We start from the raw sequence: 26959 nt of genomic DNA, 5'->3' as shown, positions 1-26959 counted from the left end.
CGGCGATCGCGTCAGGAAGCCGAGAAACGCCGTCGCACCCGCTCCCAGATCTCGAACCCGGCGAGCGGGGCCAGCCAGTTGATCCAGTTGGCCAGGGGATCGTACCAGGACGCGGTGATGCCCATGGCCACGGCGAGGCCGCCGAGCAGGCGGAGCACGACGGCCGAGCAAAGGAGCAGGTAAAGCCGCCACATCCAGCGGCGATGATCCGCGAAACGCCGCCGCCTGGCCGCATGCACGCCGAGCACCGCGGAGAGGAAAGTCAGGATCGCCAGCGTCGCCAGGCCGGCCCCGGCGACGGGTCCGGCCTCGGCGTATCGCGCCATCCAGAGGCCGCCGGGTGCCAGCAACACCACGACGCAACCGACCTGGATCCAGCCGATCCGCCGGTGCCATCGCGGCCACCGCGCCCGCAGCCGCGAGTTCACCAGCACGAGCCCCAAGACCAGCGTCAACGGCCCGGACAGGACATGGGCGTAGAAGGCCCAGCGATAAGGTCCCCAGAAGTGGGGCTCGCGGCCGCGGAGGAACCCGACGTGGAAATCCGGCGGGAAATAATCGACATAATTCGACACGATGCCCGCGGTCACCTTGAGGACCAGCAGCCCGGCCGCGAAGGCCAGGGCGGCGCTCAGGGACGGGAGACGCCGCACGGTCGGCACGCTCCGGCTCGCGAGGGCGACCACCCGCGTGGGCGAGTGGTCATGAGTCCACAAGGCAAGACCCTTTGAAGGTGCCATGTCGTGGCACTTCCTGCTGCCATCATACTCCTCGAGTCGAGGTTCGATCCACGCTCACGGCTCGCCCGCGTACGCCTTCCAGAGGGCCTCGATCGCTCCGGCGTCGGCGGCTTGCGGCTGGAGCAGGATGCGGTAACGCAGGGTCAGGGACCGGCCGGCGGGGATCGTGTGGGGGGACTCGTAGATCACCGCGGGGCTGAAGTAGGGCATGTCCGGGATCAGATACCAGGGCGTGGGATGACGGAAGCTCGACGGATGCTCGAACACGACCACCGAGGCGGATCTCCCCCCCTCGACCGGGCCGCCGAAGGCCATCCACGGCGCGCGCTTCCAGAGGGCCTTCACCGGCCCGTCGCGGTCGGAGAACCGCCACGCCTTCAACGCCGGCGAGAGCCGCAGGGAGAGCCCCGCGTAGCCGCCCCAGCCGACGCCCTCGGGCTCGCCCTGGATCGGCGTCCGGTCCAGGAGGACGTCGGACGCGCCGGCCGTGAACGTGCTCCGCCAGTCGATGTGGTACGCGCCCGATGGTTCCGGGGCTGACACGGCCAGCTCGCGATGCTCGGCGAGCACCGCCGGCTGGCCCGGGGGGTGGTAGCTCAGCTCGAGGGCGATCCGCGCGGAGTGATCCGGCCTGGGCGTGAGGGTCAGGCTCGTCACCTCGGTCACCCCGGGGGACCTGGCCGTGGCGGGGTCCTCCTCCCAGTAGAGGACGTGATTGATGCTCTTCCACGAGAACCAGAGGGCCCGATGCCACGGGTGGTCCTTGGGGCGGAAGTCGGTGAGGGCCGGGCCGCCCGCGACCGTCAGCGGGTGGAAGTACGGCTTGCGGTCCTCCTCGTGGTTGAACTGCCAGACGACCCGCCCGTCGGCCACGAGCGCCAGCGAGCGGTCGGTCTGCGTCCAGGTCGTCCCCTGGGCGGGCTCGGCGCCGAGGCTTGCGGCCGCCAGCCAGAGCAAGAGTGCGGTCACGATCGGCTCCTCCGTTGTGATTCGTCCCATCCGGTCAGACGCAGGCGAACGTCCTCGACGCCTGGTCGAACTTCACGACCTTGCTGGTGCGGTGGGAGACGATGCCCATGGAGAGCGGGGCCTGCACCTTCACGGCCATGGCGATGTTGCAGAGCGGCTGCTTGCGGGTCTTCACGCAGCCCAGGAAGTCGACCCAGAGCTTGCTGGTGTCGCCCTGGCCCTTCCACGGGATGACGATCTCGTGACGGTCCTTGCCGCCCGGGACGATCCGGACGCCGTATTCCTGGCCCCCCTGGAGCATGCCCCAGGTGATGATGCCGTCGGTGCCGCGGATGACGGTGTCGGCCGGGGTGGCGTTGGAGAGGGAGTTGGTCATCACCACCGAGGGGCCGCCGGGGTAGTCCGCCAGGATGTTGCACTGGTCGGGCACCTCGCGGTGGTACTCGAAGGTGCCGCCGCCGCCGAAGACGCGGTCGGGAAACCCGAGCTCCAGCACGCAGAAGACCGGGGTGAACGTATGGACGAGCAGGTCGGTGGCCGGGCCGCCGGCGTAGTCCCAGTACATCCGCCACTGGAAGAACCGGGAGACCGAGAACGGGACCTTCGGCGCGTCGCCGAGGAACCGATCCCAGAGGAGGTCGGGGCCGGGCCGGGCGGCGGCGTCGGGGATGGGCATGCGCTCGCCCCAGTCGCCGCGGCGGAAGTAGCTGCAGGTCGCGTGCATCGGCTTGCCGATGACCCCCTCGCGGATCAGGCGGATGATCTCCGGATAGTTGTCGTCGGCCATGTGCTGGGTGCCGACCTGGACGAGCCGGCCGTGCTCGGCGGCGACCGCCTCGATCGTCCGGGCGAGCTCGAACTGGCCCCAGTGGGTCAGCGGCTTCTCGCAGTAGACGTCCTTGCCGGCCCGGATCGCGTCCAGGGTCTGGGGCGCGTGCAGCCGGTCGGGCGTGGCCACGCAGACGACGTCCACGCGGGGGTCGGCCAGGAGAGCCTCGTGCTCCATGTAGGCCTTCCCGCCGGTCTTCTTCGCGGCGGCGTCCAGGCGGGGCCGGTAGACGTCGCAGACCGCGACCGGCTCCGCGATCCCGCGATCCTTGAGCGCCATCACGATGTCGATGTGGGCCTGGGCCCGGCCCCCCACGCCGATGAATCCCACGCCGAGCCGCTCGTTGGCCCCCTTCACGGGGGCCCCGGCCGCGGCCAGCGCGGGGCCCATGCCGGCCGCGGCGCAGGTGGCCTGGAGGAAGGTGCGACGATTCGAGCCGGATCGGGGCGTCGCGTTCGGGGCGCGCATCGGGAGGCTCCTGAGCGAGAAGGTTGGTGGGAGGGAGCGGGAGGATGGAGGGCACGAGGGACGCGGCGACGGTCAGACGATCCGCCGCAGGTGGTCGATGCTGCGGGCGGCCTGGTCGACCGTGCCGCACTCGACGCTGAAGACGACGTCGCGGTCGCAGGTCTTGCAGATCGCCACCACCCGCTGCCAGTCGATCACGCCGTCGCCGCAGGCGCAGCCGACCGGCGTGCCGGTGACCTTGCCGCGCTCGGCGTCGGACTGCTCGACCGAGATGTCCTTGGCGTGGAGGTGGACCAGCCGGCCCTTGACGTGCTCGAGCCAGGCGTACGGGTCCTGGCCGGCGAGGTAGCTGTTGCCGGTGTCGAAGTTGATGCCGATCGCCGGCGAGTCCACCAGGGCGAAGATCCGGTCCAGCCCGGCCGGCGTCTTGCTGTACTGCTGGTGCGGCTCCAGCCCGATCCGGATCTTCCGCGGGACCGCCAACCGGGCGGCCTCCATCAGCGTGTATCGCATCAGCACGTGATCCTCCGCCTCCGTGGTCCAGTCGGGCTTCGGGCCCTCGTCGGAGTTGATCACGTGGGTGCCGACCTCGGCGGCGAAGCGGACGGCCTGCTTGAGGTACTCGACGCTGACCTCGGGCTTGATCAGCGGGCAGTGGGCCGACAGGCCGGAGACCTTGATCTTGGCCTTCTCGCAGGCCCGTCGGATCCGGAGCGGGTCGTCGAGCATGGAGACGCTGTGGAAGTAGCCGGCCTCGCTGAGCAGCTCGCGGCCCAGGTGGACCATCGGCTCGACGTACTCGTAGCCGAGCTCGGCCGCCTTCTCCACGCCCCACTCGAACGGCCTGTCGTCGTGCCGCACGAACTCCATGTTGACGCCGATGTGCACCCGACCCATGGCAATCCCTCCCCGAAGTCGCGGCGGGGCGGGTCGCCCCGACGCAAGGCGCTTTACTCACGACACCCGCACGTTACAATCGCGCCGCGGGCCGGTCGTGCGACTTCCTTCAGCGGTGGAATTTACACACAGGGCAAGCCTCATGAGCCGACCCGCCCCCCTCTACGCCGACCGCGACCGGATCTACCAGGCCGACACGTGCCGATCCCTGGTGCGCGGCGTGGAAGCGGGCGAGGTCACGCTCCGCGCGCTGACCCACGGCCATTATCCGGGGAAATCGCTCCCCGGCCGGACGCTGCCCGAGGTGAAGTCGGTCGGCTACTGGGACGCGAGGGAGCCCCAGAGCTGGGGCCTGGACTGGCACCGCAACGAGGGGATCGAGCTGACCTTCCTGGAGAGCGGCTCGCTCGCCTTCGGCGTGGACGACCAGCGGTTCCGCCTCCAGCCGGGCGACCTGACGATCACCCGGCCCTGGCAGCTCCATCGCGTGGGCGACCCGAACGTCGGCGCCGGCCGGCTCCACTGGCTGCACGTCGATGTCGGCGTCCGGCGCCCGCACCAGGCGTGGCGATGGCCCCCCTGGCTGGTGCTCACCCGCGAGGACCGCGAGGGCCTCACCCGGCTCCTCCGCCACAACGAGCACCCCGTCTGGCGCGCGATGCCCGAGCTGCGGCAGTGCTTCCAGCAGATCGCCCGGGCCGTCGATCAGGTCCACGCGGGGGGCCACCTCTCGCGGCTGGCAATCAAGATCAACGACCTCCTGCTCCTGGTCTACGAGACCCTCCAGGCCCACGACCCGGCGCTCGACGAGGCCCTGACCGACGCCGCGCGGACGGTCGCGCTGTTCCTGGCCGACCTCCGCGAGGACCTCGACGTCCTCGCCGAGGAATGGACGGTGCCCGCGATGGCCGCGCGGTGCGGCCTGGGCGCCACCCGGTTCAACGACCACTGCCGGTCGCTCACCAACCTGTCGCCGCTCCAGTTCCTCAACAGGTGCCGCCTCGAGGCCGCCGGCCGGCTCCTCCGCGAGTGCCCAGGGCTGGGCGTGACCCAGGTGGCACTCCGCTGCGGCTACGCCTCGTCCCAGTACTTCGCCAACGCCTTCCGCCGGCGGTTCGAGTGCTCGCCGACCGCCTATCGCCTGGGGCAGGGGCGGTGAGCGCGGGTTGCTGGCGTCCCGTTCACGGCTCGGGTATCATGGCCCGCCGCCCGCGGGCCGAGGGGGGCTCGCACGGCCCGCGCCCTGCGACCGAGGCGGCCGCGGGGCTCGTCGATTCGCGAACGGGATGGATGGCCATGTCGGTACACGGCCTGCTGGATCGAAGGCGGACGATCGCCCCGCCCGGGTTCAACCGATGGCTGATCCCGCCGGCCGCGATGGCGGTGCATCTCTGCATCGGCGAGGTCTACGGGTTCAGCGTCTTCAACGTTCCTCTGACTCGGCTCGTCGGCCTCACCCGGTCGATCCCGGGGAGCGACTGGACGATCCCGGAGGTCGGCTGGATCTACTCGATCGCCCTGATCATGCTCGGGCTCTCGGCCGCGGTCCTCGGGCGGTGGGTGGAACGCGTCGGGCCCAGGAAGACGATCGTCGCCAGCGCCGTCTGCTTCTGCGGCGGGCTGGGGCTGGCCGCGGTCGGCGTGGCGGTCCACCGCATCGGGCTGCTCTACCTGGGATACGGGGTGCTCGGGGGGATCGGCATGGGGCTCGGGTACATCGCCCCGGTCTCGACCCTGGTGAAATGGTTCCCCGACCGGCCGGGCATGGCGACGGGCCTGGCCATCATGGGGTTCGGCGGCGGGGCCCTGATCGGCGCGCCGCTCGGCGTCGAGCTGATGAGTTACTTCAAGTCGGACGGCTCGGTGGGCGTGAAGGAGGCTTTCCTGGTGATGGCCGTCGCCTACGGCCTCTTCATGCTCTTCGGCGCGTTCACGATCCGGGTGCCCGCGGCCGGGTGGCGGCCCGAGGGCTACGTCCCGGCGGCGAGGCCGGGGTGGCACGTCACGCCCGCGGACGTCCACGTGGAGGTCGCCTGGAAGACGCTGCCGTTCTGGCTCCTGTGGGCGGTGCTCTGCCTGAACGTCACGGCCGGGATCGGCATCCTGGGCCAGGCGTCGCTGATCTGCCAGGACATGTTCGGCGTGTCCGCGACGGTCGGCGGCGGGTTCGCGGGGCTGCTCAGCCTCTTCAACATGGGGGGCCGGCTCTTCTGGTCGTCGGCGTCCGACCTGACGGGGCGGAAGGCGATCTACGGCGTCTTCTTCCTGCTGGGGGCGTGCCTCTACGCGCTCATCCCGACCGCCCAGGCGTCGCACAGCGTGGGCCTGTTCATCCTGCTCACGGCGGCGATCATCTCGATGTACGGCGGCGGGTTCGCCACGACCCCCGCCTACCTCCGCGACCTCTTCGGCACCATGCACCTGGGGGCCATCCACGGCCGGCTGATCACCGCGTGGTCGATGGCCGCGGTCCTCGGCCCCCAACTGGTCAACTACATCTCGACCGACCGGATCGACCACGGCGTCCCGAGGGCGGAAGCCTACAACGCGACCATGTACGTGATGGCGGGCCTGCTCCTGGCCGGCCTGGCGTGCAACCTCCTGATCCGCCCGGTCGACGAGCGATTCCACCACCGCGAGGCCGACTCGCCCAAGCCCGCGTCGGTCGAGGCCTGACGACCCGAGACGGAGCCCGATCATGGATCGCACCGAGACGAGGTCCTCAACACCCCGCGTCGTCCTGTCCTGGCTGATCGTCCTGATCCCGCTGGGATGGGGAGTCGTCCAGAGCGTGACCAAGTCCGTGCCGCTGTTCCGGATGGCGACCGCCGCGGGGACGGCGGCCTCGCCCTCGGGGAAGTGACGACGACGATCGGCCGTTCGAGCGGCTTGCTCGAGCGATCCTCAGCGCCCGGCCAGCCACTCCGTGGGCAGGGGCTCGTCGCGGGTCTGGAGGCTGAGGTGGAGGTCGCGGCCGGCCAGGATATCGCGGAGGGACTCGACGCCCATCTGCGCCTGCACGACGTTCGGATAGCTGAGCCAGCCGACGAACTGGCCGTCCTCGATGCGAGACCGCGAGCCCTGCACCTGGTCCTTCGAACGCAGGTGCTCGAAGGCCTCGATCACCTCGTGCAGGGTCCCCGCCGAGTCGGGGAACTCCGCCGAGTGCTTCACCAGCGACGTCCGCGGCCAGGAGACGACCACGCAGACGCTCAGGGTGCTGTCCCCCGCCGCCTCGGCGGCCCGGAGATCGAAGCGGATCCAGATCAGCTCCGCGTCCACCGTGCGGAACTCCGCCCGCGAGGGGGGCGGAGGAGTCCATGAAGAGGCTGATGAGGACGACGAATCCGGCGGCGGGCCGGGCGCCCATGACGGCGGGGGGGGCGAGGCCGGCGAGGCCGCTGGCGCGAACCCGTTGCGGGACGTCATCTCGACCGTCGCCGTGAGGATCTCATGGGCCCGCTGGACCATCCGGAAGGCCCACTCGTCGCCGCCGACGTCCGGATGATACTTCTTCGACTTCGCCCGGAAGGCACGGTCGATCTCCTCCTCCGTCGCCCCGGGCCCGACGCCCAGGATCGTCCGGGGATCGAGCGAGAAATGGTGATTCATGGTCCGCACATCCTGACAGTTCCTGGGAGATGACCGCAGGATTCTTTCCCACGCAAACCGGGGGCCGAAACCTCAACAGCACGCATGCATCTTCTGCGATTGAACTTGAGGGTCTTCCTTGAATGGGTTAAGACAGACGCTTGTCCAGGGGCTTATCGGTTCATGGGACCACGTGGCAAGGATGCAACGGTCCGCGGCGATTAGACTTGGGTTCGCGCTCGTGCTCACCAGCCTGGCCATCCGGCCGGGAACATCGGCGTGCGCGCAGACGCCAGGCCGGGCGAATGGTGAGGGGCCGGCCGCCTCGCCCCAGGTGACGGCCTCGCCCCAGGTGACGGCCTCGCCCCAACGGCCGGCCGTGAACATCCCGCCGGGGCTGCCGCGGTATGAGATCGCGGCGCGGATCGACCCCCGGGCGAATCGGGTGGGGGCCGTCGAGCGGGTGACGTTCACGAACCGGTCGAAGGTGCCGGTGAACGAGCTGGTCTTCCACGTCTATCCGCGCTACAAGGTGGAGGGGAAGGATCGGCTCAAGCTGGCCAAGACCATGGAGATGCTCCGCCTCAGCCCGGAAGAGGCCCTGGACGACAAGGGGGACCGGCTGGCCGTCTCCGCCGTCTCCGTGGATGGGGAGAGGAAGCCGGCGGGCTTCTCGTTCGACCCCAAGGACCCGACGATCCTGGTCGTGCCGCTGGCCCGGCCGCTGCCGCCGGGGGGCCAGGTCGTGGCCCGGATCGACTTCGTGGTGGACCTGCCGGAGAAGTGGGGGCGATGGGGGACCTACCAGGGGGTCACCTACCTGGTGAACTGGTATCCCGTGCTGGCCCATCACGACGACGGGGGATGGGACCGCACGCCGTTCGCCCCGTGGCATCAGCCCTTCTACCAGGATGCGGGGCATTATCATGTGAACGTGGACCTGCCGGCCGGGCAGGTGGTGGCGTCCTCGGGGCGGATCGTCGGGCGGGCGGAAGGCCCCGGCGGCTGGCAACGGCTGAGCATCGCGGCGGACCCCGTCCGCGACTTCGCCCTGGTCTGCTCCGACCGCTTCCAGACCTGGGAGCGCACGGTCGGGTCGACGACCATCCGCGTCCACGGCTTCCGCGAGCATGAGGCCAACGCCCGCCGGGCGCTCGACTATGCCTGCGAGGTGATCCCCCAGTACGAGAAATGGTTCGGGCCCTATTCCGACACCGAGTTCGAGATCGCCCCCTCGTTCTTCGGCTGGAACGGCAACGAGTGCTCCGGCCTGGTCCTGCTGGACGACCGGGTCTTCCGCCTGCCGACGGCCGGCCAGCGCTACATCGAGCACCTCGTGACCCACGAGACGATGCACCAGTGGTGGTACAACACGGTGGGGACCAACGGCTATGGCGAGACCTTCATGGACGAGGGGCTCGTCAGCAGCTTCACGGCGCGGAGGATGGACGCGAAGTACGGCCGCAATGGCCCGCTGATCACCTGGCCGAAGGGGCTGACGTGGCTCCCCACGATCGGCCGCGAGGACATGCGGATGGCCGGCTACTACGGCTGGAAGCGCAAGGGGGGGACCGGCCCGGTCATCCAGGACATGGGCCAGATGGGGAACCTGATGTCCCTCTTCAGCCTGGCCTACGACCGCGGCGGCAAGGTCGTGGACATGATGCACAACCGGATGGGAGAGGAGAGGTTCTTCGCCTTCTTCCGCAAGCTCTACGCGGACTACGCCTTCAAGACCCTCTACTACGCCGACTTCAAGCGCGAGCTGGCGGCCTTCGACCCGAAGGGGAACTGGCCGGCGTTCCTGGAGGGCTGGCTCGAGTCCGGCAAGGAGACCGACTGGTCGGTGCAGAAGGTGGAGGTCGGCGCCCCTCACGACGGCCACGTCGCCGAGGCCGGGATCGGCCCGAAGGCCGACTCCGAAGTCCGCCGCGTGACCGTCGAGGTCGAGCAGAAGGGGGACCTCGCCGAGCCGACCGTCATCCTCTGCACGACCGCCGACGGCGAGATCCGCGTCCCCATCTGGCCGGAGAAGGGGAACTACGAGGTCCCCGGCGCCCGCGTCGAGCGGATCGTCCGGCCGAGTCCCCAGGGCCCGGAGCCGGCCGGCGACAAGGACGGGAAAGAGGGACCGAATCCGAAGGCAACCCCCCAGGGCCAGGGCCGGGGCCAGCCGCGATGGCAGGGGGGGCGCTGGATCATCACCCTGGACGCGCCCGGCGAGCCGACGCAGATCGAGCTGGACCCGGACCACGCGCTGCTGGACGCGACGCCGGACAACAACCGCTGGAAGCCGGACATCGCCTGGCGGCTCACGCCCCTGTTCACGCCCCTGGACACCTCCGGGCAGTTCCAGGCGTATGACCGGGTCTCGGTCGTGGCCGGGCCGTTCATCGACCAGTATGCCCGCGGTGGGTTCAAGGCGGGCGTGCAGCGGACGAACCGCTGGTCGGTGGTCGGCTGGGCGGGGACCGAGCCGGCGCTCCGCGAGGCGATCTTCGGCGGCGAGGCGACGCTCTTCCACACCCCCGGGACCAACTGGGCGACGGGGTTCTTCTACGAGCAGGGCCTGTACAACTTCTACAACGACAAGCGGCACTCCGGCGGCCGGTTCTACATGCGGAAGCGGCTGCTGGAGTCGTCCAGCTTCATCGTCGACGACCCGGTCTTCTTCGAGCTCTATTACGGCATCGGCAACGAGTTCTGGCAGGGGGACGACGGCCGCCCCGTGAACCAGTACCTGGGGGCGATCGGCGCCCGCTACCGCCAGAACACCCAGTTCCCCTACTGGGATCCCGTGCAGGGCGAGCTGATCGACGTCTCCGCGGAATATGGCAATACGCTGATCGGATCTCAGCTCGACTACGCGCGGATCGTGGGCCAGTACGGGCTCGTCCGCAAGGTGCCGGAGTCGTGGGGGATCCTCCCCAACAGCCGGTTCGCATTCCGAGGCTACGGCGGCTGGTCCACGGCCGCCGACGCCACGATGTTCCGCCTGGGCGGCGGCCAACGGCTGCGGGCGCTCGACCTGACCTCGCAGGAGGGCTCGGCCGTCTGGATCGTCACCGCCGAGTGGCGATTCCCGATCTGGCGGGACATCGACCACGACCTGATCGACCACACGATCACGTTCCGCCACCTTTACGGCGCCCTCTTCTACGACGTCGGCCAGTCCTACCTGAAGGACCACTGGGGGCCGGTCGTCCACGGCCCCGGCCTGGGCCTGCGCTGGGACGTCATCCTCTTCTCCTTCCTCGAGCGCGCCACCCTCCGCCTCGACATCGCCCAGCCGATCGGCGTCAAGGGGGGCCCGGTGCTCTGGTTCGGGATCAATCAGGTGTTCTGAGGGGATGCTCTCCGAGTGGCCTTCTCCTACCTCGTAGGATAAGATCGACGCGTCATGAAAGTCCTCTTCATCGAGTCGAGCGAGTTCACCGAATGGGTCTCCAAATTCCTCCCGGATGATTGCCTCAGGGGGCTCCAGCGGTAGCTCCTGGCCGACCCGAACAGAGGGAAGCCCATGCCCGGCTGCGGGGCCTGCGAAAGCTCAGGATGCCGGACCCTGGACGAGGCAAGGGGCGGCGGGGAGGGATTCGGGTCATCTACCTGCACGTCCCGCAGGCGAACGTGATCTTCCTGATGGACATCTACGACAAGGGTGAGCAAGAGGACCTGTCGGCGGACGACAAGGCATCACTCCGGGCGCTCGCCGATCACTTCAAGCGTTCGATCACGAGACGCTCGAACGGGGAACCACGCGGATGAAAACGCAGAGCAAACGAAGGCCGCTTGCCGAGCGATTGAGGGCGAGTCTGGAGGAGGCAATCCGCCACGCGGAGGGCGAGATCACGCTCAGGACCAAGGCCTGCGGGCTCCCCGAGGAACCTCCGGAGATCGAGGCTGATACCATCGTCGCGCTCCGCGACCAGTCCGGGATGTCGCAGGCCATCTTCGCCCGCATGCTCAACGTCTCCACCAAGACGATCCAGAGCTGGGAGCAGGGCGTCCGCACGCCCTCTCATGCCTCGCGAAGACTGCTCCAGATCTACAGCGAGAACCCCGAGGCCGTGTGCAGGGCCGTGGGGATCCCCACCGTCACCCTCAATGGCGTATCGATCGAGAGATCCTCGGGCCGCCGCAAGATCGTCGTCCGTGATGAAGCGAGCGACCCCAAGGCTCTCGCAGGGCCTCCCCGCAAGTCAGCCCGCGCCAGGGGGAGGACGTCTCGCTGATCGCCCAGCCGATCGGCGTCAAGGGGGGCCCGGTGCTCTGGTTCGGGATCAATCAGGTGTTCTGACGTCGCAAGGTCCCCGCGCACGCACCAATCCGAAGGAATTCACGGATATCAAACGCGTTTGATTGGATTGGAGAAATAAGACTCGTCCCACGAATGTGATAGAGGACGATTGCGCGCCGCCGCTATGTTCGTCGTCGCCTTGCGAAAGGCCCCCTCTCCCGCCAGAGCGCCGCATCCGCATCCGCATCCGCATCCCAGCGTCCGATCCCCATCCGATTGATCCACAACTCGGGAATCCCATCATGACGCGAACCGCGAGGAAGGTCCGCCCGTTCCGCTCCACGTCCGTCGAGCGGCTCGAAGAGCGTGCGATGCTGAGCACGACGGCACTCCTGTCGCATCATCACATCCACGAATACGCCCGCGTCGCCGGGGCGGCGACGGCCGCGGTGGCCACGGCGAGCTCGGCCTCGCACGGCCGGAACCACGCCCACACGTTCCTCAGCCGGGCGCGGACGCACGACGACGCCGGCCCCCTGAGCACGAGCGTGCCGTCGTCGGCGCTGACGCCGGCCCAGCTCCGCCACATCTACGGGCTCGACCAGGTCAGCAACCTCGGGGCGGGGCAGACGATCGCGATCGTGGACGCCTACGACGACCCCAACATCGCCAGCGACGCGGACACCTTCGACAAGCAGTTCATGACGACCATCGGCGGCTCGACGTCGTACTACGCGGCCTATGGCGCGGCCTCCACCTGGCTGACGAAGGCCTATTCCGGCGGCAGCAAGCCGACCGGGAACAGGGGCTGGGGCCAGGAGATCTCGCTCGACGTGGAGTGGGCCCACGCGATCGCCCCGCTGGCGAAGATCCTCCTGGTGGAGACGAAGTCCACCACGTACGCCTCGCTCCTGGGCGGGGATGACTACGCGGTGAGCCATGGCGCGACCGTCGTCTCGAATAGCTGGGGCGGCGGCGAGTCGTCCTCGGAGACCAGCTACGACAGCCACTTCCAGGTGCCGGGCGTGACGTTCCTGTTCTCCGCGGGGGACAGCGGCAACCAGTCGTACCCGGCGGAGTCGCCCTACGTGGTGTCGGTGGGGGGCACGCTCCTGTCGCACGACAGCAGCTACAACTGGACCGGCGAATCGGGCTGGACCAGCGGCGGCGGCGGCATGAGCGCGTACGAGTCCTCGCCCTCGTATCAGGCCGGTCTGGGCTACTCGAAACGGGCCAATCCGGACGTCGCCTACAACGGCGACCCGAATTCGGGCGTGGCGGTCTATGACTCGTACGGCAACTACGGCTGGGGCCAGTACGGCGGCACGAGCGCCGGGGCCCCCCAGTGGGCGGCGATCATCGCCCTGGCCAACCAGGGCCGGGTCGCGGCCGGCAAGTCGGTGCTCGACGGCGACACCCAGGTCCTCCCCGCGCTCTACGCGATGGCCTCGGGCACCTCCGGCACCACGCCGCTCTACGACGTGATCACCGGCACCAACGCCGTCGCCTCCGCCAAGGCCGGCTATGACCTCGTCACCGGCAAGGGCTCGCCGCGGCGGGCCGACCTGGTGTATGCGGCACTCGTCAATTATTGATTCGTGAGGGGGCTCGCTCCGCCCTCACCCCAACCCTCTCCCGCTTGGCGGGAGAGGGGGAGATCCCGTTTGCCCCCGCGTCGGGCCCGCGGAGACCTCACCGGGCCGGCACCTTGTCGGCGGGCAGGTCGACGGCGTGCAGGTCGCCGTAGATCCCCCGCCAGGTCTCCTTGCCCTTGGGCTTGCACCAGAAGAGGAGCTTGTCGGCGTCGCCGAGCTTGACGCCGTCGGGCTTGTAGCCGTACTGGCCGTCGAGCATCGCGATGTACACGGAGGCGCGGCCCGCGAGCGTGGCCACGCGGATGGCCTCGGCCATGCCGGTATCCTTCGCGTCCTTGGGCCCGGCGGTCTTCTTCGCGAGGACCTTGCCGTAGTCCTGCCAGTCGTCGATCTTCTTCGGGAAGGCGCCATTGGACGCGGTCGCGTAGCCGCGAAGCATCGAGATCAGGGCCGCCTCGGGCGTGCCGTCGTCCTTCTCCGTGCCGGCGGCGAGGTTCTGCTTGATGACCTCATAGCCAGGTGGTGGGTCGAGGCGGAAGAGTTCGTCGTCCAGCGGCGGATCGAGGCGGATGTCGGTGGTCGTGACGCGGCTCGTCTTGCCCGCGAAGGGGACGGACTGGTCGACCTGGATCGGCAGGCGGGTCTTCGGATCGACCCAGACGATGGTCTCGTACCCGGGTTTCTCCGCGATGCGGAAGCCCTTCGCGGTGACGTCGCCGATCTTCTTCTCGCCCAGGGCCTCGCCCTCGGCCGAGCCGAGCCTGCGAAACTCCGCCAGGCCCTGAGCCGTGAGATCGACCTGGCCGGGCTTGGGCTCGCCCGGCAGGCGGCCCTCGAGCATCAGGGCGGTCTTCTTCGCGGGATCGAGGAACATCCTCTTGCCGGCCTCGTAGTCGGAGATGATCACCAGCGCCGGCGTGCCGACGACCTCGACGCGGAAGTGGCCGGGTTGCTTGAAGGAGAGACGGGTCGGCGGCATCTTGGGCGTGTCGGGCAATTCGGACGTCGTCGTGTACGAGAGCGTGCGGGCATCCCGGATCTTCTCCGCGACCTCCCGATAGCTGATCGGCGCGCCGGCCAGGAACGGGCTACCGGCGAGGAACAGTCCCCCGGCGGCGAGCACCGCCGCGGCCGCGACCTTGAGCGTGATGAACATGGCGTTTCTCCTGGTTCTGAGAGGGATCGGGGTCGATGTCGAGCCCGCGGCGGCCTCCACCGCCTCGAGCACGCGGGCGAGGACCGCCGGCGCGGGCCCGTCCGGCACGGGCTCGGCGCGGAGGGCATCCACCGCGCGGGCGAGTCGGTCGCGGTCGTCTCCGGGACGTCCGGAGGTCGGATCGGCATCCGGTCTCACGACGGCTCCTTTCTCGCCGCGGGCGTGGGCTGGGGTGTCGTCTGATAGGCCCTCAGCAGGGCCTGGAGCCGGCCCCGAGCCCGATGGATCAGGACGCCGGCGAGCCCGACCGAGACGCCCATCCGGCGGGCGACGTCCCGGTAGCCGAGCCCCTCGAGGCCGTGGAGGCAGAACGCCTCCGCCTGCCTGGCGGGGATGCGGCCCAGGGCGTCGCGGAGCGACCCGGCCAGCTCACGCTCGAAGGCGACGTCGGCGGGCGTCGGCGACGGGTCCTCGACCTGCCTCCAGCCCTCGGCCGCCTCGACGGCCGCCCGCTGCCGAACCCTCGCCCGCAGCCGGTCCACGGCGCGGGCCGTGGCCAGGCGGACGAGCAGGGCCCGCCAGCTCCGGACGTCTTCCCGGCGCGCCACCTCCACGGCGGCCACGCAGGCATCCTGGAAGCACTCGTCGGCGTCGGCCCGGTTGCCCACCAGGCGATACGCCGCCCGCCAGGCCGCCGGCCCGTCCGCCTCAAGGATCTCCCGCCAGTCCGGCATGGATCTCCGTTCCCCCACCTTGAGCGAATCTCCAGGAGAAGAGTCGCTCCCCGGCCGGTTCTTCTTACAGCCTGAATTCTCGGGGATCTCCGGCCGCTCCGGAAGGGTCTCGTTTGACGCCTGGCGCGGATGCGAACCCCCCGGGCCCGTCCCGGGCGGCGAGCGGCCCCGAATCGCTCGGCGGAGATCGACGGGCGTGCCGATACGAGGTTGACCGCCGGAGCACAGGGAGTCACAGGGGTCGTCAACATCCATGAACGCCTGCCGATTCCTCCACATTTTCCGGGCATTCCTGCTCTCCGCCCGCGGACCGGACCGACGTCCCCGCTCCTGGTCGCCCGACCTGACGGGCCTCGAGCGACGGATCGCGCTCAGCGCGGCGAGCATCGCCCCGCCCCTCACCATGCTCTCGGCCACGACCGCCGACTCGAAGGGCGTCACCGTGACCTACCGCGTGGACAGCCCGACGACCCCGACGTTTCGCGTCTTCCGATCCGCCGACCAGGACCTCGACGCCGGCGACAGCCTGCTGGGTAGCCTTGCACCCCGGGCAACGACGCTTGACGACGCCGGCCATCCCGCGGGCTCGGTCGGGACCCACACCCTGACGATCCCCCTGCCGGGCGGCCTGCCCATCGGCCCGAGGCAACCCTACGTCCTGGTGGTCTCGGGCGACGCGACGACGGCCCCTGCCGGCTCGGCGGATCTCGCCTCGTTCCGCAAGTACACGATCGGCGTGGTGACCCACGGCGCCCTCATCAACGCGAGCTGGAAGAACGGCCCCCCCTGGCAGCTCCAGACCGCGAAGATCCTGCAGCGCGAGGGCTTCGACGCCGTCATCCCCTTCAACTGGGCCTACGTCAGCAGCCAGCCCGGCAAGGCCCCGGCGCAGGGGGTCCGGCTGGCCGGCAAGATCCTGGACATCGCCGAGTCCTTCCCCGCGGGCTCTGTGATCGACCTCCAGCTCATCGGCCACAGCGAGGGCGCGGTGGTGAACACCCAGGCCATCGTCGCCCTGGAGGGATCGATGACCCCGGGCCTCCGCGCCGGCTACCTGGAGGAGACGATGCTGGACCCGCACGCGGCCAGCAACAACATCCCGGGCCAGGCCAGCGATTCCGGCGGCCTGGTCGGCGGCATCGCCCGCCAGGTCGTCCGCGACTACCAGCGGCGGGCCAACGACCCGCCCGCCTACGTCCCCGCCGGGGTGGACGCCGCCCAGGTCTTCTACCAGCACAGCAAGGCCTCGGTGCACAATCAGATCTACAACCTGTGGGGCCAGGTCCCGGTCGCCAACTTCAGCGACGCCCCCATCGCCTACTACAACCTGACGGCCGCCGGCGCGATCCACTCGGGGAAGTACGGCGTCTCGCTCTGGTATCGCAACTTCGTCGCCCCGACGCTCGGCGAGCAATCGCCGCTGGTCCGCGAGCTGACGCTGACGGGCTCGGTCGAGGACGCGACGCCGATGGCGGCGAATGCCGGCCGCACGGGCCCGCTCGCCGCCCGGCGGGCCGCGGCCTGGGCGACGACGCGGGCCGTCGCGACGAACGCGGTCACGTTCTCCGGCACCGCGGCGCCGGGCTCGCAGGTCCGGGTCTACATCGGCCCGGCCGCGAATCCCTCGACCATCGCCCCCGCGGGGCGGACCGCGGCCGACGCGTCCGGCCGCTGGACGTTCACGACGCACGACCTGGCCGGCGGGACGTATCGCGCCGTGGCGATGTCGTACAGCCGGCCCTTGCAGTCCCGCCCGGGGCTGGCGATCGTCCCCATGACGCCGCTCGGCCGCTTCACCGTCTCCGGCCGCCCCCGCGCCTGACCTTGACCGGCTCCGGGCATGGCTCGGCCTCGGACGCCGCCGCGGCCGCCCTGGATCCCGCCTGCGCCTTCAGCTCGTGCAACCGGTGGATGAACACGACGCCCTCGCCGCCGGCCACCCCCTCGGCGAGGTCGACGACGCGGTTGTGGTGCGTGAACAGGATGACCTGCGTCCGCCTCGACAGCCCGGCGAGCACCCCGAGGGCCGCGGCGGCGCGGTCGTCGTCGAACTGGATGAGAATATCATCGACGATGAATGGGATGGGCTCGTGCGCCTCGAGGTGGGCATCCAGGCTGGCCAGCCGCAACGCGAGGTAGAGCTGGTCCGCGGTCCCCAGGCTGAGGCCCTCCACGTCCACGGCCGCCCCGGGCCCCGCGCGGACGGCACGGAGCACGGCCCGGTCCTGCTCGTCGTAGTCCACCTTCACGGAGTCGAACGACCCGAGCGTGAGCTCGCGGAAGAGGGCCGAGGCGCGGCGGATGACCGGCCCCTGGCTCTGCTGGCGATACCGGTCGATGGACTGCCTGAGGACCTCGGAGGCGATCCGGAGCCGGGCGTATTCCTCGACGTCCAGGGCGAGGCCGGCCTTCAGCTCCTCGACCGCCTCGGCGGCCTCGGCCGCGCGCGACGAGCCGTCCATCGTCGACAGGATCTGCCGCTGCCGGCCCAGGATCTGGTTCCACCCGTCGCGATCGGCCTCGAGCGTGGTGATGCGGTCGTCCAGCTCGCGGAGCCGCTCCGGGAGCCGGTCCACGTCGAGCGCCAGCGCGGCCTCGCGGAAGGCGTCCGGCGTCTCCGATCCGCGGAGGGCCTCGATCTGCTCGTCGCGGTCGCGGATCTCCTCGCGGAGCCGCGCGGCCCGCGCGGACCGGCGCTCGATCTCCGGCAGCTCGGCGACGTCCCGGCAGCGGGCCTCGCGACAGAGGGACTCGATCCGACGCGTCGCATCGGCCGACGCGTGCTCGGCGTCCCGGAGCCGGTCGTGCTCGGCGGCAAGCTGCTTGAGCACGGCCTTCCTCTCCGCCTCCACCTCCTCGGCCTCGCGGAGCCGCCTCAGCAGCTCGTGCGCCGCGGCCTCGATGGCCGCGTGGCTCGCCGAATCGTCCGGGGCGAGGTCGGCCGAGGCGCGGCGGCAGGTCTCGCGGACGTCGGCCGCGAACCGGTCGAGCTCGCGGCGATGGGCCTCGATCCGCTCCCGCGTCTGGGCCGCGGCGGCGAGGCCGGTGAGGAGGTCGGCCGCGCGGGCCATCAGGTCCAGCGCCTCCTCCCCGGTCGCGTCCGGCTTCAGGCCCAGCGGCTCCACGGCGCCCGCCCACTCGTCGCGCCAGGCCGCGAGCTGGCCGTCGATCGCGGCGGCCTTCGCCCGCTCCGCCTCGAGCTGCCGGCCGAGCATCCGGGACGACTCGACGAGCCGGTCTCGGCGAGATTCGACGGCGGCCAGGCGCTTCAGCTCCGCCTCGGCCCGGTCGCGATCGAGGGAGAGCAGGGGGGGCGTGGTCGCGGCGGGAGCCGCCGGAAGCAGCCCCCGAAGGTGCTCGCGGAGCTGGTCGCGCCGGGCCTCCATGGCGTCCAGGTCCCGTCGCATGGCGTCGACCTCGGCGGCCTTCTCCAGGACCCTGGCGCGGTCTTCGAGCCAGTCGAGCATCTCGCGCGGAGAGAGCGGGGGGGCGTCCAGCCCCCCCCACAGGCCCTGCCAGCGGGCGCGGGCCTTGGCCTCGCGGAGGTCGACCTCGGCCTCCTGTCCAGCCAAGGCCTCGAGCCGCCGCTCCGACCGACGAAGATTCGCCTGCGCGGTCGCCTGCTGGCTGACGCGGTCCGACTCGCGGCGGAGGCGATCGGCGGTGGCGTCGGCGGTCGAGGAGGCGGCCTCGAACGCGTCGGCCTGCCCCGGCTCCGGGGCGACCTGGCGTTCCCAGCCGGCCCGAACGCGGGACCAGAGGGCGTCGCGGGCGTCCCGGTCGCGCCTCAGGTCGTCTTCAGCCGGCACGTCGCCGAGGGCCCGGCGCAGCCGCTCGACCGCGGACTCGGCCTCGACCTTCTCATCCTTCGCCTTCCGCTGATCGCGCTGGACCTCCTTGCGATCCTGGTCGATCCGGCCGAGCTCGACGTCGGCCTGCTGGATCGTCTCCTTCCCCGGCACGCGGAGCGCATCAAGGGCCTCGATCGGGCCGGTCCAGAGCGGCAGCGCCTGGAGCCCTCGCGCCACCTGCCGCTCCGCCTGGGCAAGCTTCGCGCGGGCGGCCTCGATGGCCCCGTCCAGGTCCCCCTGGTCCCTCGCCCGCTTGAGGGCCAGCTCCAGCGCCGAGGTATCCGCCGATGGCGGCAGCCGATCGATCTCCGCCCGCTCGGCCTCGTGGCGGGCCGCCAGGTCCGCGAGCAGGGCGACGGCCTGCTTCCGCGAGGCATCCAGCCGGGTCCGTTCGGTCGCCAGGCGCTGGATCGCGGCCTTCTGCGATCGGTTCAGCCGGAGCCGCTCGGAGGCGGCCCGGAGCGTGTCCGGGTCGAGGCCGGGCTCGTCGCCGCGGGGACGATCGCCGAGGAGGCCCGGCCACGATTCGTCCAGGCGGTCGATCGCCTCGCGGACGGCCAGGCGGAGGCGGGCTTCCTCGTTGGGGAGGTCCGCGCGGGCCTTGCGGGCCGCGCCCATGGCTTCGCGAAGCCGGTCGACCGCGCCGACCTCGGCGAGCCGCTCCGCGGGGACGGCAAGGCCCTCGGCCCGACCCTCGAGCGCGACGATCTCGGCGCGGGCGCGGTCGATGGCCAGGCCGGCGGCTTCCAGCCCGCGCTGGGCCTCGGCCCGCTCGGTGGCGAACGGCTCGCGGAGCGCGGGGACGTCCCCCAGGCCCTCGATCTCCTCGGCCGCGGCCCGCTGGCGGGAGAGGATCGGGAGCGCCTCGCGGAGTCGCTCGAGCCGCCGCCGCGCCGCGCGGTCGTCCGCCAGCCGGGCCTCGATGTCCGCGAGCCGAGCCTCCGCCTCGGCGAGCTGCCGCTCGTTCTCCACCCATTCCGAGCTGCGGAGCGAGTGGGCCTTGCGGGCCTCCTCGGCCTCCCTGATCGCGGCCAGGCTGCCGTTGATCCGCGGCTTCTGGCCGCTCGGCTTGAACAGGTCCTCGACCTCCCGGGCGAGCTCGCGCTGGACGCCCATCAGGTCCTTGAGCCCGCCGCCGGCCTGGAAGAGCAGGGTGCCGAGGTCCCCGCCGCCGCCGAGGATCGCCTTGCCCCCCTGCACGAGCTCGTCGTGGCCGAGGGCGAAGCGGCCCTGGAATTCGCCCTCGCCCAGCCCCTTCAGGAGCCGAGAGACCGCGTCGTCGGGCAGGGGTGTTTCGCCATCCTCGGCCAGGAGCGTGGCGCGGCTCCCCTTGCGACGGATGAACCGGAGCTCCTCGCCGGAGGAGCCCCGCAGCGTCATGCCGATGCGCATCGCCGCGTGCGCGTGGAGGAAGTTGTCCGTCGACCGCACGGGGATGCCGAAGAGCGCCTGCTGGAGCGCCCGCAGCGACGACGACTTGCCGGCCTCGTTCGGCCCGTACACGACGTGCAGCCCCTCGGCGCCCGCCGAGAGGTCCAGGGTCACGCCCGTGAACGGGCCGAAGGCCAGGAGCGACAGCTCGAGGATCTTCATGATCGGGGGGCGACTTTCATGTCAGTGATCGGTCTCCTCCGCCTTCTTGTTCTCCGGCAGCTTGAACTGATCGGGGCGGCTCTTGACGACCTCGCGGAGCCACTCGGCGGAGTAGCCGGGCGCGGACGGGTGCCCCTTGGCGTTCTTCAGGTAGCCGTCGACGTGCTTCGTCAGGATGGCCGAGGCCACCTCCTGCCAGCGGCGGAAGACGGCCTCGCCGGTGGAGACCGAGTAATTGGTGAGGAACGTGTTCGCCAGAGCCGGGTCGGTCGCCGCGAGCTTGGCGGCGGCCTCCTCGATCACGGGCTGCATCCGGAAGAGGTTCCCCTCCTGCTCCTCCTGCGCCTTGCGGACGTCCGGGTAGACCCGCGACCAGCGGTCGTAGGCGAGGTTGGAGACGAGGTTCGTCACCCACCAGGCCGATTCCCAGGAGAATTTCTGGTAGTCCCCGCGCTCGTACGCGGCGGGCAGGGAGCCGATCGAGCAGTAGAGCGGCGTGAAGCACGAGGTGGAGGCCTCGTCGGGCGTGAACCAGGTCACGCCGCCGATCGCGTCCGGCAGGGCCTTGCGACTCTGGGTGACCACCACGAAGCCGGCCTGCTGGGTGGCGATGGGCCGCTCCCACATGTACTTCTTCTGGTCGACCGTGAACGCCAGGTCGCGGAGCCGCAGCGGGCTGCCGTAGGGGCCGGCGTCGATCCCCTTCGTCATGTCGTAGGGCGTCCCCTCGTAATGGTCGCGCATCAGGGCCATCACGTCGGAGACCGCCAGGGGCTTATCCGGCTTGACGAAGAGCGGGTAGTCCTCCGCCCCCTCCGCGCCCCGGAAATAGGCGTCGGAGTAGTTCTGGCTGGGGGCGGCGCGGCGGCAGATGCTCCAGACCCGCCCGGCGCAGGCCCGCTTCTGGGACGGGCTCTGGTCCGGGTGGTACGCGTCGCGGTAGCTGAACGGCTTGCCGGAGTCGGTCCGGTAATAGCCCTTCTCGACGGCGAACGAGATGACGTCGGGCGCGTACAGCCAGTTGTCGGGATCGTTGAGCGGGAACGTGGTGATCCGGCTCATGTTGGCATGCGAGGTGATGTAGCCCTCGGGCACGCGGGCGGCGACCCAGACGATGCCCCGGCCGCCGGGCCCCTTGCCGATCAGCTCCATGATCCAGGCCTCGTCCCTGTCGGCGATCGAGATCGTCTCGCCGGAGGCGCCGTAGCCGTATTCCTTGCAGAGGGCGTCGATGGTGGCGATGGCCTCGCGGGCGGTCTTCGCCCGCTGGAGCGTGAGCAGCATCATGGCGTCGTAGTCGAGCTGCCCCTTGCGGTCGACCAGCTCGTGACGGCCGCCGGTGGTCGTCTCGCCCAGCGAGAGCTGGTGCTCGTTCATCAGGCCGACGACCGTGTAGGTCCTCGGGGCCTGCTTGACCTTGCCGCGGACCTCGTCATCCTCCCAGCCGCGGACCTCCACCATGGCGTCGGGCGGGTGGGTGCCGCCGGGGATCCGGAGGAGCCGCGGCATGAAGGGGGCGTCGGCCGAGTAGGTGATGATCACGGAGCCGTCCTTCGAGGCCCCCCGGCTGACCAGGATGCTCGTGCAGGCCCGCGCCGCCGGCAGGGCCGCGATCGCCAGGGCCGCGACCGCCGCCCATGCGCCAAACTTCGCCACGGCCGGGCGGCCGAGAAGCGCTTTCGTCATCGTGATCTCCTTGATGTCCCGGAGGCCGTCTCCCCGCTGGAGTATCCCAGGGGAGGCCCCCGCCGGTCAACGCCGCCGCAGGCGGTCCAGGAGCAGGGGGCCGACCTGGTCGAGCAGGCCGCGGATCCGCCCCGGGCCGTCGAACGCCTCCTTCAGGTCCACCGGGAGCCGGCGGACCAGGTCGTCCAGGACCTGGGCGCGGAGCGCCTCGAGCCGGGCGTCGTCGCCGCGGAGCTCGTCCAGGAACGCGGCCAGCTCCGCGAGCGGGGCGTCGGCCAGCAGGTCCTCCGAGAGCTCGCGCGGCGGCGACGTCCTGAAGATCACCTTCTCCACCCAGACCCGGCCATCCCCCGCGTCGATCGCCGCGCGGCGGATCTCGTTGGTCCATTTCGCCGCCTGCGAGGCGAGCGCCGCATGCGCCGGCGACGTGCCGATGACCTCCACGCGGATGGCCCGCAGGCGGCCGTCGTCGCCCGCGAGCCGCCCGCCCAGCTCGTCGTTGAAGCGGGCCACCACGGCGTCGCCGTCGCGGTCCCCCGAGGCGTCCAGCTTGCAGCCCTCCCAGCGCACCACGTCCAGCCAGCGGGGCTCCGCGGAGGCCACCTCCAGGTGCGGGTCCACCGTCACCAGCATGCAGCCCTTGGGACCGGTCTCCCGCGCGTGGCGGCCCTGGATGTTCCCCGGGAAGACGATCCACGGATCATCCTCGATCAGGACCTCTCGCTTGTGGATGTGACCGAGCGCCCAGTAGGCGTACTCCCGCGTGCGGAGGTCGTCCAGCGTGCACGGGGCGTAGCTGTCGTGCCCCTCGCGGCCGTCGACCCCGGTGTGGAGCAGGCCGAGGTTGAAGCAGCCCGCGACCCGCCGCGGGTACGCCCGCGCCAGGTTGTCCCAGACCGCCTGCCTGGCGAAGCTCTGGGCGTGGATCGCGACGCCGAGATCGTCGATGACCATGGTCCCGGGGGACTCGTGGTCGAACATCTTCACGTTGTCCGCGAGCTTCAGGTCGCGAGTCATCTTGTTCTGGGCGTCGTGGTTCCCCCGGATCATGTAGACGTTGATGCCCGCGTCGCGGAGCCGCAGCATCTGCTTGCCGAAGAAGAGCCCGGTGTTGTAGTCCGGCCAGTCGCCGTCGTAGAGGTCCCCCGCGACGACCACGAACGCGACCTTCTCCGCCATCGCCAGCTCGACGAGATTCTCGAGCGCCCGCCGCGTCGCCCCGCGGCATTCCTCGACCGGCGCGCCCTCGTACCGGTCCAGCCCGCGCTGGGGGCTGTCCAGGTGGATGTCGGCCGCGTGCAGGAACTTGAACGTCGATGCGGGACTGGACATGGCGGCGTCGTGGGGCCTCGGTTCGTGGTGATCGACCAGCACGCGTTAAGTGTACAGATATTCCGAGGATTTTCCAGGCCGGCCGCGGCCCCGCGGCGGGATGGTCCCGCGGCCTGGCGCGGTCCGGACGATCCCGGGGGATGCTCCGCGGGCGCGGGCTCCGACTCATCGACAATCCGTCGCGATCCCGGCAGGACTGTCCTCAGGGCATCCGACGGACAACGTCGACGGCCCGGCCTCCGGGACGTGACCGGCGGCCGGCCGACTACTCCATCCGCGTCCACCCCGAGCCGGCCGAGGCCGCCCGGCGATGATCGGCGCCGGGCCGTTGCCCCCGCTCAGGCCGTCACCCCGACGCCCAGGCCGAGGATCTCGTCCACGGCGGCGCCGATGTCCAGGGCCCGCATCAGGGACTCGCCGACGAGGATGGCCGAGACGCCGGCCCGCTCCAGCCGGAGGACCTCCTCGCGGCTGCGGATGCCGCTCTCGCTGACGAGGAGCACCCCCGGCGGGACCTCGTCGCGGAGCCGGAGCGTGTGCTCCAGGTCGGTCCGGAACGCGCGCAGGTCGCGGTTGTTGATGCCCACGAGGTCCGCCCCGCAGGCCAGGACCCGGGGCAGGTTCTCCGCCTCGTGCAGCTCCACCAGGGCCGTCATGCCCAGGCCCCGCGCCCGCTCCAGCAGCCCGGCCATCGCCGCGTCGTCCAGGATCTCCGCGATCAGGAGGATCGCGTCGGCCCCCGCGAGCCTCGCCTCGACAACCTGGTATTCGTCGATGATGAAGTCCTTGCGCAAGAGCGGGATCGCCACCGAGGCGCGGATCCGCGCCAGGTAGGAGAGGTGCCCCTGGAAATAAGGGGCGTCGGTGAGCACGCTGATGCAGGCGGCGCCGTGCTCCTGGTAGGCCCTGGCGATCGCGATCGGGTCGAAGTCCTCGCGGATCACGCGGGCGGACGGGCTGGCCTTCTTGACCTCCGCGATCAATCGGATCGGCCCCGGACCCGCCAGCGCCGCGCGGAAGTCCCGCGGCGGCGGCGCCTCGGCCGCCTGGACCTCCAGCTCCTCCAGGGGCATCCACCGCCGCGCCGTGGCGACCTCACGCCGCTTGGAAATGACGATCTCATCGAGTATGTTTAAGCCCATCGTGCTTTCGCTCTCGTCGGCTCGATTCGCCTCGCCTCGCCGCCGCCACCCGACTCGCCTCGGGTCGCAGTCGCGGATGGCCCCCGGATCGGACCCGCTCGAGTCTCGAACCGAGGCGCCCACCTCGGTCCACGATACTCTAACCGACCCCCTTCGACGTTGACGAGGGGAACCCGGATCCGCCCATGCAACGATCGTCGCAAGGGTCCTCGCGAGCACGCTCCGCCGGGCGCCGCGGCGCGGCCGAGGCGTGGGAACCCGGGGGAATTGTGGCGGGATTGAGGAGCCTGACGCCCGGCCCGGTCATTCCGGCGAGATTCACGCTTGCGAACCGGAGCGACCCAATATACAGTCCGGATTACCATTAGAGATGTTTGCGCGATGGCGGATGCCCGCATCGAATCCCGCATCGTCCCCCTCGCCCATGGCGATGCGGAGGGTTGCGGCACGGAGGGTGGTCGCGGTGGTCGCCGGTCCCCTTCGATGGATCCGGGCGAAGTCGCCCGGGCCGGGGGGGTGGGCGATCGAGGGAAGGCAGGATGCAGGGGAGGGTCGAGATGACCACGGTGGTGCAGTGCCCGAACCCCACGTGCGGCCGGACCACGGCCCTGGGCGAGGATCCGCTCGGGCGCATCTTCCGCTGCCCGCGATGCCTGACCAAGCTCCCCACGGCCGGCGCGAGCACGTCCGATTCGGGCTGGACATCCGTCCTGGGCCCTCTGCCCCGCCGCTGCCCGCCGGCCGCGCGGCGGGGGGCCTCCGCGGCCCGGGCCACGGCCCCGCCCCCGGGCATCGAGAGCGGCGAGTTCCTCGCCGCCGCGTTCGGCCCCAGGGTGGATGAGCCGTCGACATCCGGCCACTCCCTGGCCCACGACCTCCAGGAGAGCGGCGAGGTCTACATCGGCCCGCTCGACCGCGACGAGGCCGACGGGCCCGACGAGGCCCGGCCCCCGCGGGGAGAGGAGCAGGGGCAGGGGCAGGGAGAGGAGCAGGAACAGCCCCGGCCGCGGCTCGGCCGCTTCGAGCTGATCGAGGTCCTGGGCGAGGGCCATCACGCGACGGTCTACCGGGCGCTCGACCCGCTCCTCCGCCGCGAGGTCGCCCTCAAGCTGCCGCGCGAGGACATCGCGCCCAGCCGCCGCGGCGTCGACCGATTCCTGGCCGAGGCGCGGGTCCTCGCCCGGCTCCGCCACCCGCGGATCGTCCCGATCTACGACGCCGGCCGCGAGGCCGATCGCCCTTATATCGCGATGGCCCTGATCGAGGGCCAGAGCCTGGCCGACCGCATCGCCCGCGGGCCGCTCCCCTTCGCCAGGGCGGCGGCCGTCGTCGCGGAGCTCGCCGAGGCGCTCGGGCACGCCCACGACCAGGGGATCGTCCACCGCGACGTCAAGCCCGCCAACGTCCGGATCGACCGCGAGGGGCAGGTCTACCTGATGGACTTCGGCATCGCCTATCATCCCGACTCCGGCGAGATCCCGCTCCCCCCCGGCAAGATGCTGGGCACGCCCGCCTACATCGCCCCGGAGCAGGCCCGCGGCGGCCAGAAGGACGTCCTCCCCGCCAGCGACCAGTACAGCCTGGGCGCGGTCCTCTACGAGCTCCTCTGCGGCCAGCCCCCCTTCCACGGGCCGCCCCCTTACGTCCTGTTCCACGCCATCCACCACCAGCCCCCCTCGCCCCGGAGCGTCGAGCCCGCCATCCCCCGGCCGCTCGCCTCGTTCTGCCAGAAGGCCATGGCCAAGCGGCCGGACCGCCGCTACCCCTCCTGCCGCGACCTCGCCGCCGACCTCCGCCGCTGGCTGGCCGGCCCCGCCGTCAGCCCCCCCCGCTGGCGCTGGGCCGGGCTGCTCGGATAAAATACGAACTAACCACAGAGGCACAGAGGCACGGAGAAGAGGATGCAAAGGCGGGCAGGAAGGAGACTCAGGGCCCAGCTCATGGAAGCTCGCGATTCGCCCGACACCATGACATGGGCATCAATAAATAGAACTATTTCCCTGTCCTGATATGATCTTGGTCTGTTTCTTTCTCCCTCTCTCCCTCTCCCTCTCCCTCTCCCTCTCCCTCTCCCTCTCCCCCCTCATCTTCTTTCTTATCTGTGCTCTCTTCTCTGTGCCTCTGTGCCTCTGTGGTTAG

General features: G+C 70.8%; 20 protein-coding genes. 9 read left to right on the top strand and 11 right to left on the bottom strand.

The genetic code is table 11. The annotated features are described in order from the left end of the window. Positions 1–11: 11 nt before the first annotated feature. The 4 genes from G6O54_RS25805 to G6O54_RS25790 all read right to left on the bottom strand — a co-directional run bounded on the left by G6O54_RS25805 (position 12) and on the right by G6O54_RS25790 (position 3903). Entirely contained in the window at positions 12–740 is a 729-nt protein-coding gene (locus G6O54_RS25805; protein WP_165229673.1) for a DUF2306 domain-containing protein, read from the bottom strand. A gap of 54 nt (positions 741–794) precedes the next feature. After that, entirely contained in the window at positions 795–1709 is a 915-nt protein-coding gene (locus G6O54_RS25800; RefSeq protein WP_165229670.1) for a DUF6807 domain-containing protein, read from the bottom strand. Positions 1710–1743: 34 nt separating this feature from the next. After that, the gene (locus G6O54_RS25795; RefSeq protein WP_165229667.1) at positions 1744–3006 is read right to left on the bottom strand and encodes a Gfo/Idh/MocA family protein; all 1263 of its coding nucleotides are present in this window, start codon (positions 3004–3006) and stop codon (positions 1744–1746) included. Positions 3007–3078: 72 nt separating this feature from the next. Continuing rightward, complete coding sequence (locus G6O54_RS25790; protein ID WP_165229664.1) at positions 3079–3903, bottom strand: sugar phosphate isomerase/epimerase family protein; 825 nt, start codon at positions 3901–3903, stop codon at positions 3079–3081. 142 nt (positions 3904–4045) lie between these two features. On the opposite strand from G6O54_RS25790, the gene G6O54_RS25785 reads away from it, so the two are divergent. The 3 genes from G6O54_RS25785 (at position 4046) to G6O54_RS25775 (ending at position 6766) form a co-directional block, all read left to right on the top strand. Continuing rightward, positions 4046–5062, top strand: a complete 1017-nt coding sequence (locus G6O54_RS25785) for a helix-turn-helix domain-containing protein (protein ID WP_165229661.1) — start codon at positions 4046–4048, stop codon at positions 5060–5062. Between the two features lie 131 nt (positions 5063–5193). Continuing rightward, the gene (locus G6O54_RS25780; RefSeq protein WP_439650278.1) at positions 5194–6579 is read left to right on the top strand and encodes an OFA family MFS transporter; all 1386 of its coding nucleotides are present in this window, start codon (positions 5194–5196) and stop codon (positions 6577–6579) included. A gap of 22 nt (positions 6580–6601) precedes the next feature. Further along, entirely contained in the window at positions 6602–6766 is a 165-nt protein-coding gene (locus tag G6O54_RS25775) for an MFS transporter small subunit (protein WP_165229655.1), read from the top strand. A gap of 41 nt (positions 6767–6807) precedes the next feature. On the opposite strand, the gene G6O54_RS25770 is transcribed toward G6O54_RS25775, so the two are convergent. Further along, positions 6808–7515, bottom strand: a complete 708-nt coding sequence (locus tag G6O54_RS25770; protein WP_165229652.1) for a J domain-containing protein — start codon at positions 7513–7515, stop codon at positions 6808–6810. Positions 7516–7696: 181 nt separating this feature from the next. Between G6O54_RS25770 and G6O54_RS38065 the strand changes: the two genes are divergently transcribed. From G6O54_RS38065 to G6O54_RS25750, 4 genes are all read left to right on the top strand, one after another. Next, complete coding sequence (locus tag G6O54_RS38065; protein WP_250847084.1) at positions 7697–10840, top strand: M1 family aminopeptidase; 3144 nt, start codon at positions 7697–7699, stop codon at positions 10838–10840. A 206-nt stretch (positions 10841–11046) separates the two neighbouring features. Then, complete coding sequence (locus G6O54_RS25760) at positions 11047–11259, top strand: hypothetical protein (RefSeq protein ID WP_165229649.1); 213 nt, start codon at positions 11047–11049, stop codon at positions 11257–11259. Further along, positions 11256–11726 carry a helix-turn-helix domain-containing protein gene (locus G6O54_RS25755; RefSeq protein WP_165229646.1) on the top strand — a complete coding sequence of 157 codons (471 nt, stop codon included), beginning with the start codon at positions 11256–11258 and terminating at the stop codon, positions 11724–11726. The genes G6O54_RS25760 and G6O54_RS25755 overlap by 4 nt, the downstream gene beginning before the upstream one ends. Positions 11727–12033: 307 nt before the next feature. Next, complete coding sequence (locus G6O54_RS25750; RefSeq protein WP_165229643.1) at positions 12034–13326, top strand: S53 family peptidase; 1293 nt, start codon at positions 12034–12036, stop codon at positions 13324–13326. Between the two features lie 97 nt (positions 13327–13423). On the opposite strand, the gene G6O54_RS25745 is transcribed toward G6O54_RS25750, so the two are convergent. Beyond that, entirely contained in the window at positions 13424–14680 is a 1257-nt protein-coding gene (locus G6O54_RS25745) for a LolA family protein (protein ID WP_165229640.1), read from the bottom strand. After that, on the bottom strand, positions 14677–15216 hold the full coding sequence (locus tag G6O54_RS25740) for an RNA polymerase sigma factor (RefSeq protein ID WP_165229637.1): 540 nt from the start codon (positions 15214–15216) through the stop codon (positions 14677–14679). Before G6O54_RS25740 ends, G6O54_RS25745 begins: the two co-directional genes overlap by 4 nt. Positions 15217–15469: 253 nt before the next feature. Here G6O54_RS25740 and G6O54_RS25735 point away from each other — a divergent pair, with 253 nt between their 5' ends. Continuing rightward, positions 15470–17038 (top strand): Ig-like domain-containing protein, encoded by a 1569-nt coding sequence (locus G6O54_RS25735; RefSeq protein ID WP_165229634.1) that lies wholly within the window; start codon positions 15470–15472, stop codon positions 17036–17038. Here G6O54_RS25735 and G6O54_RS25730 read toward each other — a convergent pair. The 4 genes from G6O54_RS25730 to trpC all read right to left on the bottom strand — a co-directional run bounded on the left by G6O54_RS25730 (position 17010) and on the right by trpC (position 24820). After that, positions 17010–20660: an AAA family ATPase gene (locus tag G6O54_RS25730; RefSeq protein ID WP_165229632.1), complete on the bottom strand. Its 3651-nt coding sequence runs from the start codon at positions 20658–20660 to the stop codon at positions 17010–17012. The two genes, G6O54_RS25735 and G6O54_RS25730, sit on opposite strands and share 29 nt — an antisense overlap. A 21-nt stretch (positions 20661–20681) precedes the next feature. Beyond that, positions 20682–22346, bottom strand: a complete 1665-nt coding sequence (locus G6O54_RS25725; protein WP_165229629.1) for a dipeptidase — start codon at positions 22344–22346, stop codon at positions 20682–20684. A gap of 66 nt (positions 22347–22412) precedes the next feature. Next, entirely contained in the window at positions 22413–23678 is a 1266-nt protein-coding gene (locus G6O54_RS25720) for a metallophosphoesterase family protein (RefSeq protein WP_165229626.1), read from the bottom strand. 338 nt (positions 23679–24016) lie between these two features. Beyond that, complete coding sequence (trpC, locus tag G6O54_RS25715) at positions 24017–24820, bottom strand: indole-3-glycerol phosphate synthase TrpC (RefSeq protein ID WP_165229623.1); 804 nt, start codon at positions 24818–24820, stop codon at positions 24017–24019. A 557-nt stretch (positions 24821–25377) separates the two neighbouring features. Here trpC and G6O54_RS25710 point away from each other — a divergent pair. Beyond that, the gene (locus G6O54_RS25710) at positions 25378–26679 is read left to right on the top strand and encodes a protein kinase domain-containing protein (protein ID WP_165229620.1); all 1302 of its coding nucleotides are present in this window, start codon (positions 25378–25380) and stop codon (positions 26677–26679) included. Positions 26680–26959: the final 280 nt, after the last annotated feature.

It is taken from the genome of Aquisphaera insulae (genome assembly GCF_011064615.1).
GTDB classification, from domain to species: Bacteria; Planctomycetota; Planctomycetia; order Isosphaerales; family Isosphaeraceae; genus Aquisphaera; species Aquisphaera insulae.
Note: the sequence above shows the minus strand (reverse complement) of the source record. Positions and strands in the feature narration are given on the sequence as shown.

Excerpts from the sequence above, each read along its gene's own strand:
- G6O54_RS25760 (WP_165229649.1), top strand. The coding sequence starts at position 11,047 with ATGCCGGACCCTGGACGAGGCAAGGGGCGGCGGGGAGGGATTCGGGTC.
- G6O54_RS25805 (WP_165229673.1), bottom strand. The coding sequence starts at position 740 with ATGGCACCTTCAAAGGGTCTTGCCTTGTGGACTCATGACCACTCGCCC.
- G6O54_RS25750 (WP_165229643.1), top strand. The coding sequence starts at position 12,034 with ATGACGCGAACCGCGAGGAAGGTCCGCCCGTTCCGCTCCACGTCCGTC.
- G6O54_RS25755 (WP_165229646.1), top strand. The coding sequence starts at position 11,256 with ATGAAAACGCAGAGCAAACGAAGGCCGCTTGCCGAGCGATTGAGGGCG.
- G6O54_RS25740 (WP_165229637.1), bottom strand. The coding sequence starts at position 15,216 with ATGCCGGACTGGCGGGAGATCCTTGAGGCGGACGGGCCGGCGGCCTGG.
- G6O54_RS25735 (WP_165229634.1), top strand. The coding sequence starts at position 15,470 with ATGAACGCCTGCCGATTCCTCCACATTTTCCGGGCATTCCTGCTCTCC.
- G6O54_RS25775 (WP_165229655.1), top strand. The coding sequence starts at position 6,602 with ATGGATCGCACCGAGACGAGGTCCTCAACACCCCGCGTCGTCCTGTCC.
- G6O54_RS25795 (WP_165229667.1), bottom strand. The coding sequence starts at position 3,006 with ATGCGCGCCCCGAACGCGACGCCCCGATCCGGCTCGAATCGTCGCACC.
- G6O54_RS25790 (WP_165229664.1), bottom strand. The coding sequence starts at position 3,903 with ATGGGTCGGGTGCACATCGGCGTCAACATGGAGTTCGTGCGGCACGAC.
- G6O54_RS25770 (WP_165229652.1), bottom strand. The coding sequence starts at position 7,515 with ATGAATCACCATTTCTCGCTCGATCCCCGGACGATCCTGGGCGTCGGG.
- G6O54_RS25780 (WP_439650278.1), top strand. The coding sequence starts at position 5,194 with ATGGCCATGTCGGTACACGGCCTGCTGGATCGAAGGCGGACGATCGCC.
- G6O54_RS25720 (WP_165229626.1), bottom strand. The coding sequence starts at position 23,678 with ATGTCCAGTCCCGCATCGACGTTCAAGTTCCTGCACGCGGCCGACATC.
- G6O54_RS25710 (WP_165229620.1), top strand. The coding sequence starts at position 25,378 with ATGACCACGGTGGTGCAGTGCCCGAACCCCACGTGCGGCCGGACCACG.
- G6O54_RS25725 (WP_165229629.1), bottom strand. The coding sequence starts at position 22,346 with ATGACGAAAGCGCTTCTCGGCCGCCCGGCCGTGGCGAAGTTTGGCGCA.
- G6O54_RS38065 (WP_250847084.1), top strand. The coding sequence starts at position 7,697 with ATGCAACGGTCCGCGGCGATTAGACTTGGGTTCGCGCTCGTGCTCACC.
- trpC (WP_165229623.1), bottom strand. The coding sequence starts at position 24,820 with ATGGGCTTAAACATACTCGATGAGATCGTCATTTCCAAGCGGCGTGAG.
- G6O54_RS25730 (WP_165229632.1), bottom strand. The coding sequence starts at position 20,660 with ATGAAGATCCTCGAGCTGTCGCTCCTGGCCTTCGGCCCGTTCACGGGC.
- G6O54_RS25785 (WP_165229661.1), top strand. The coding sequence starts at position 4,046 with ATGAGCCGACCCGCCCCCCTCTACGCCGACCGCGACCGGATCTACCAG.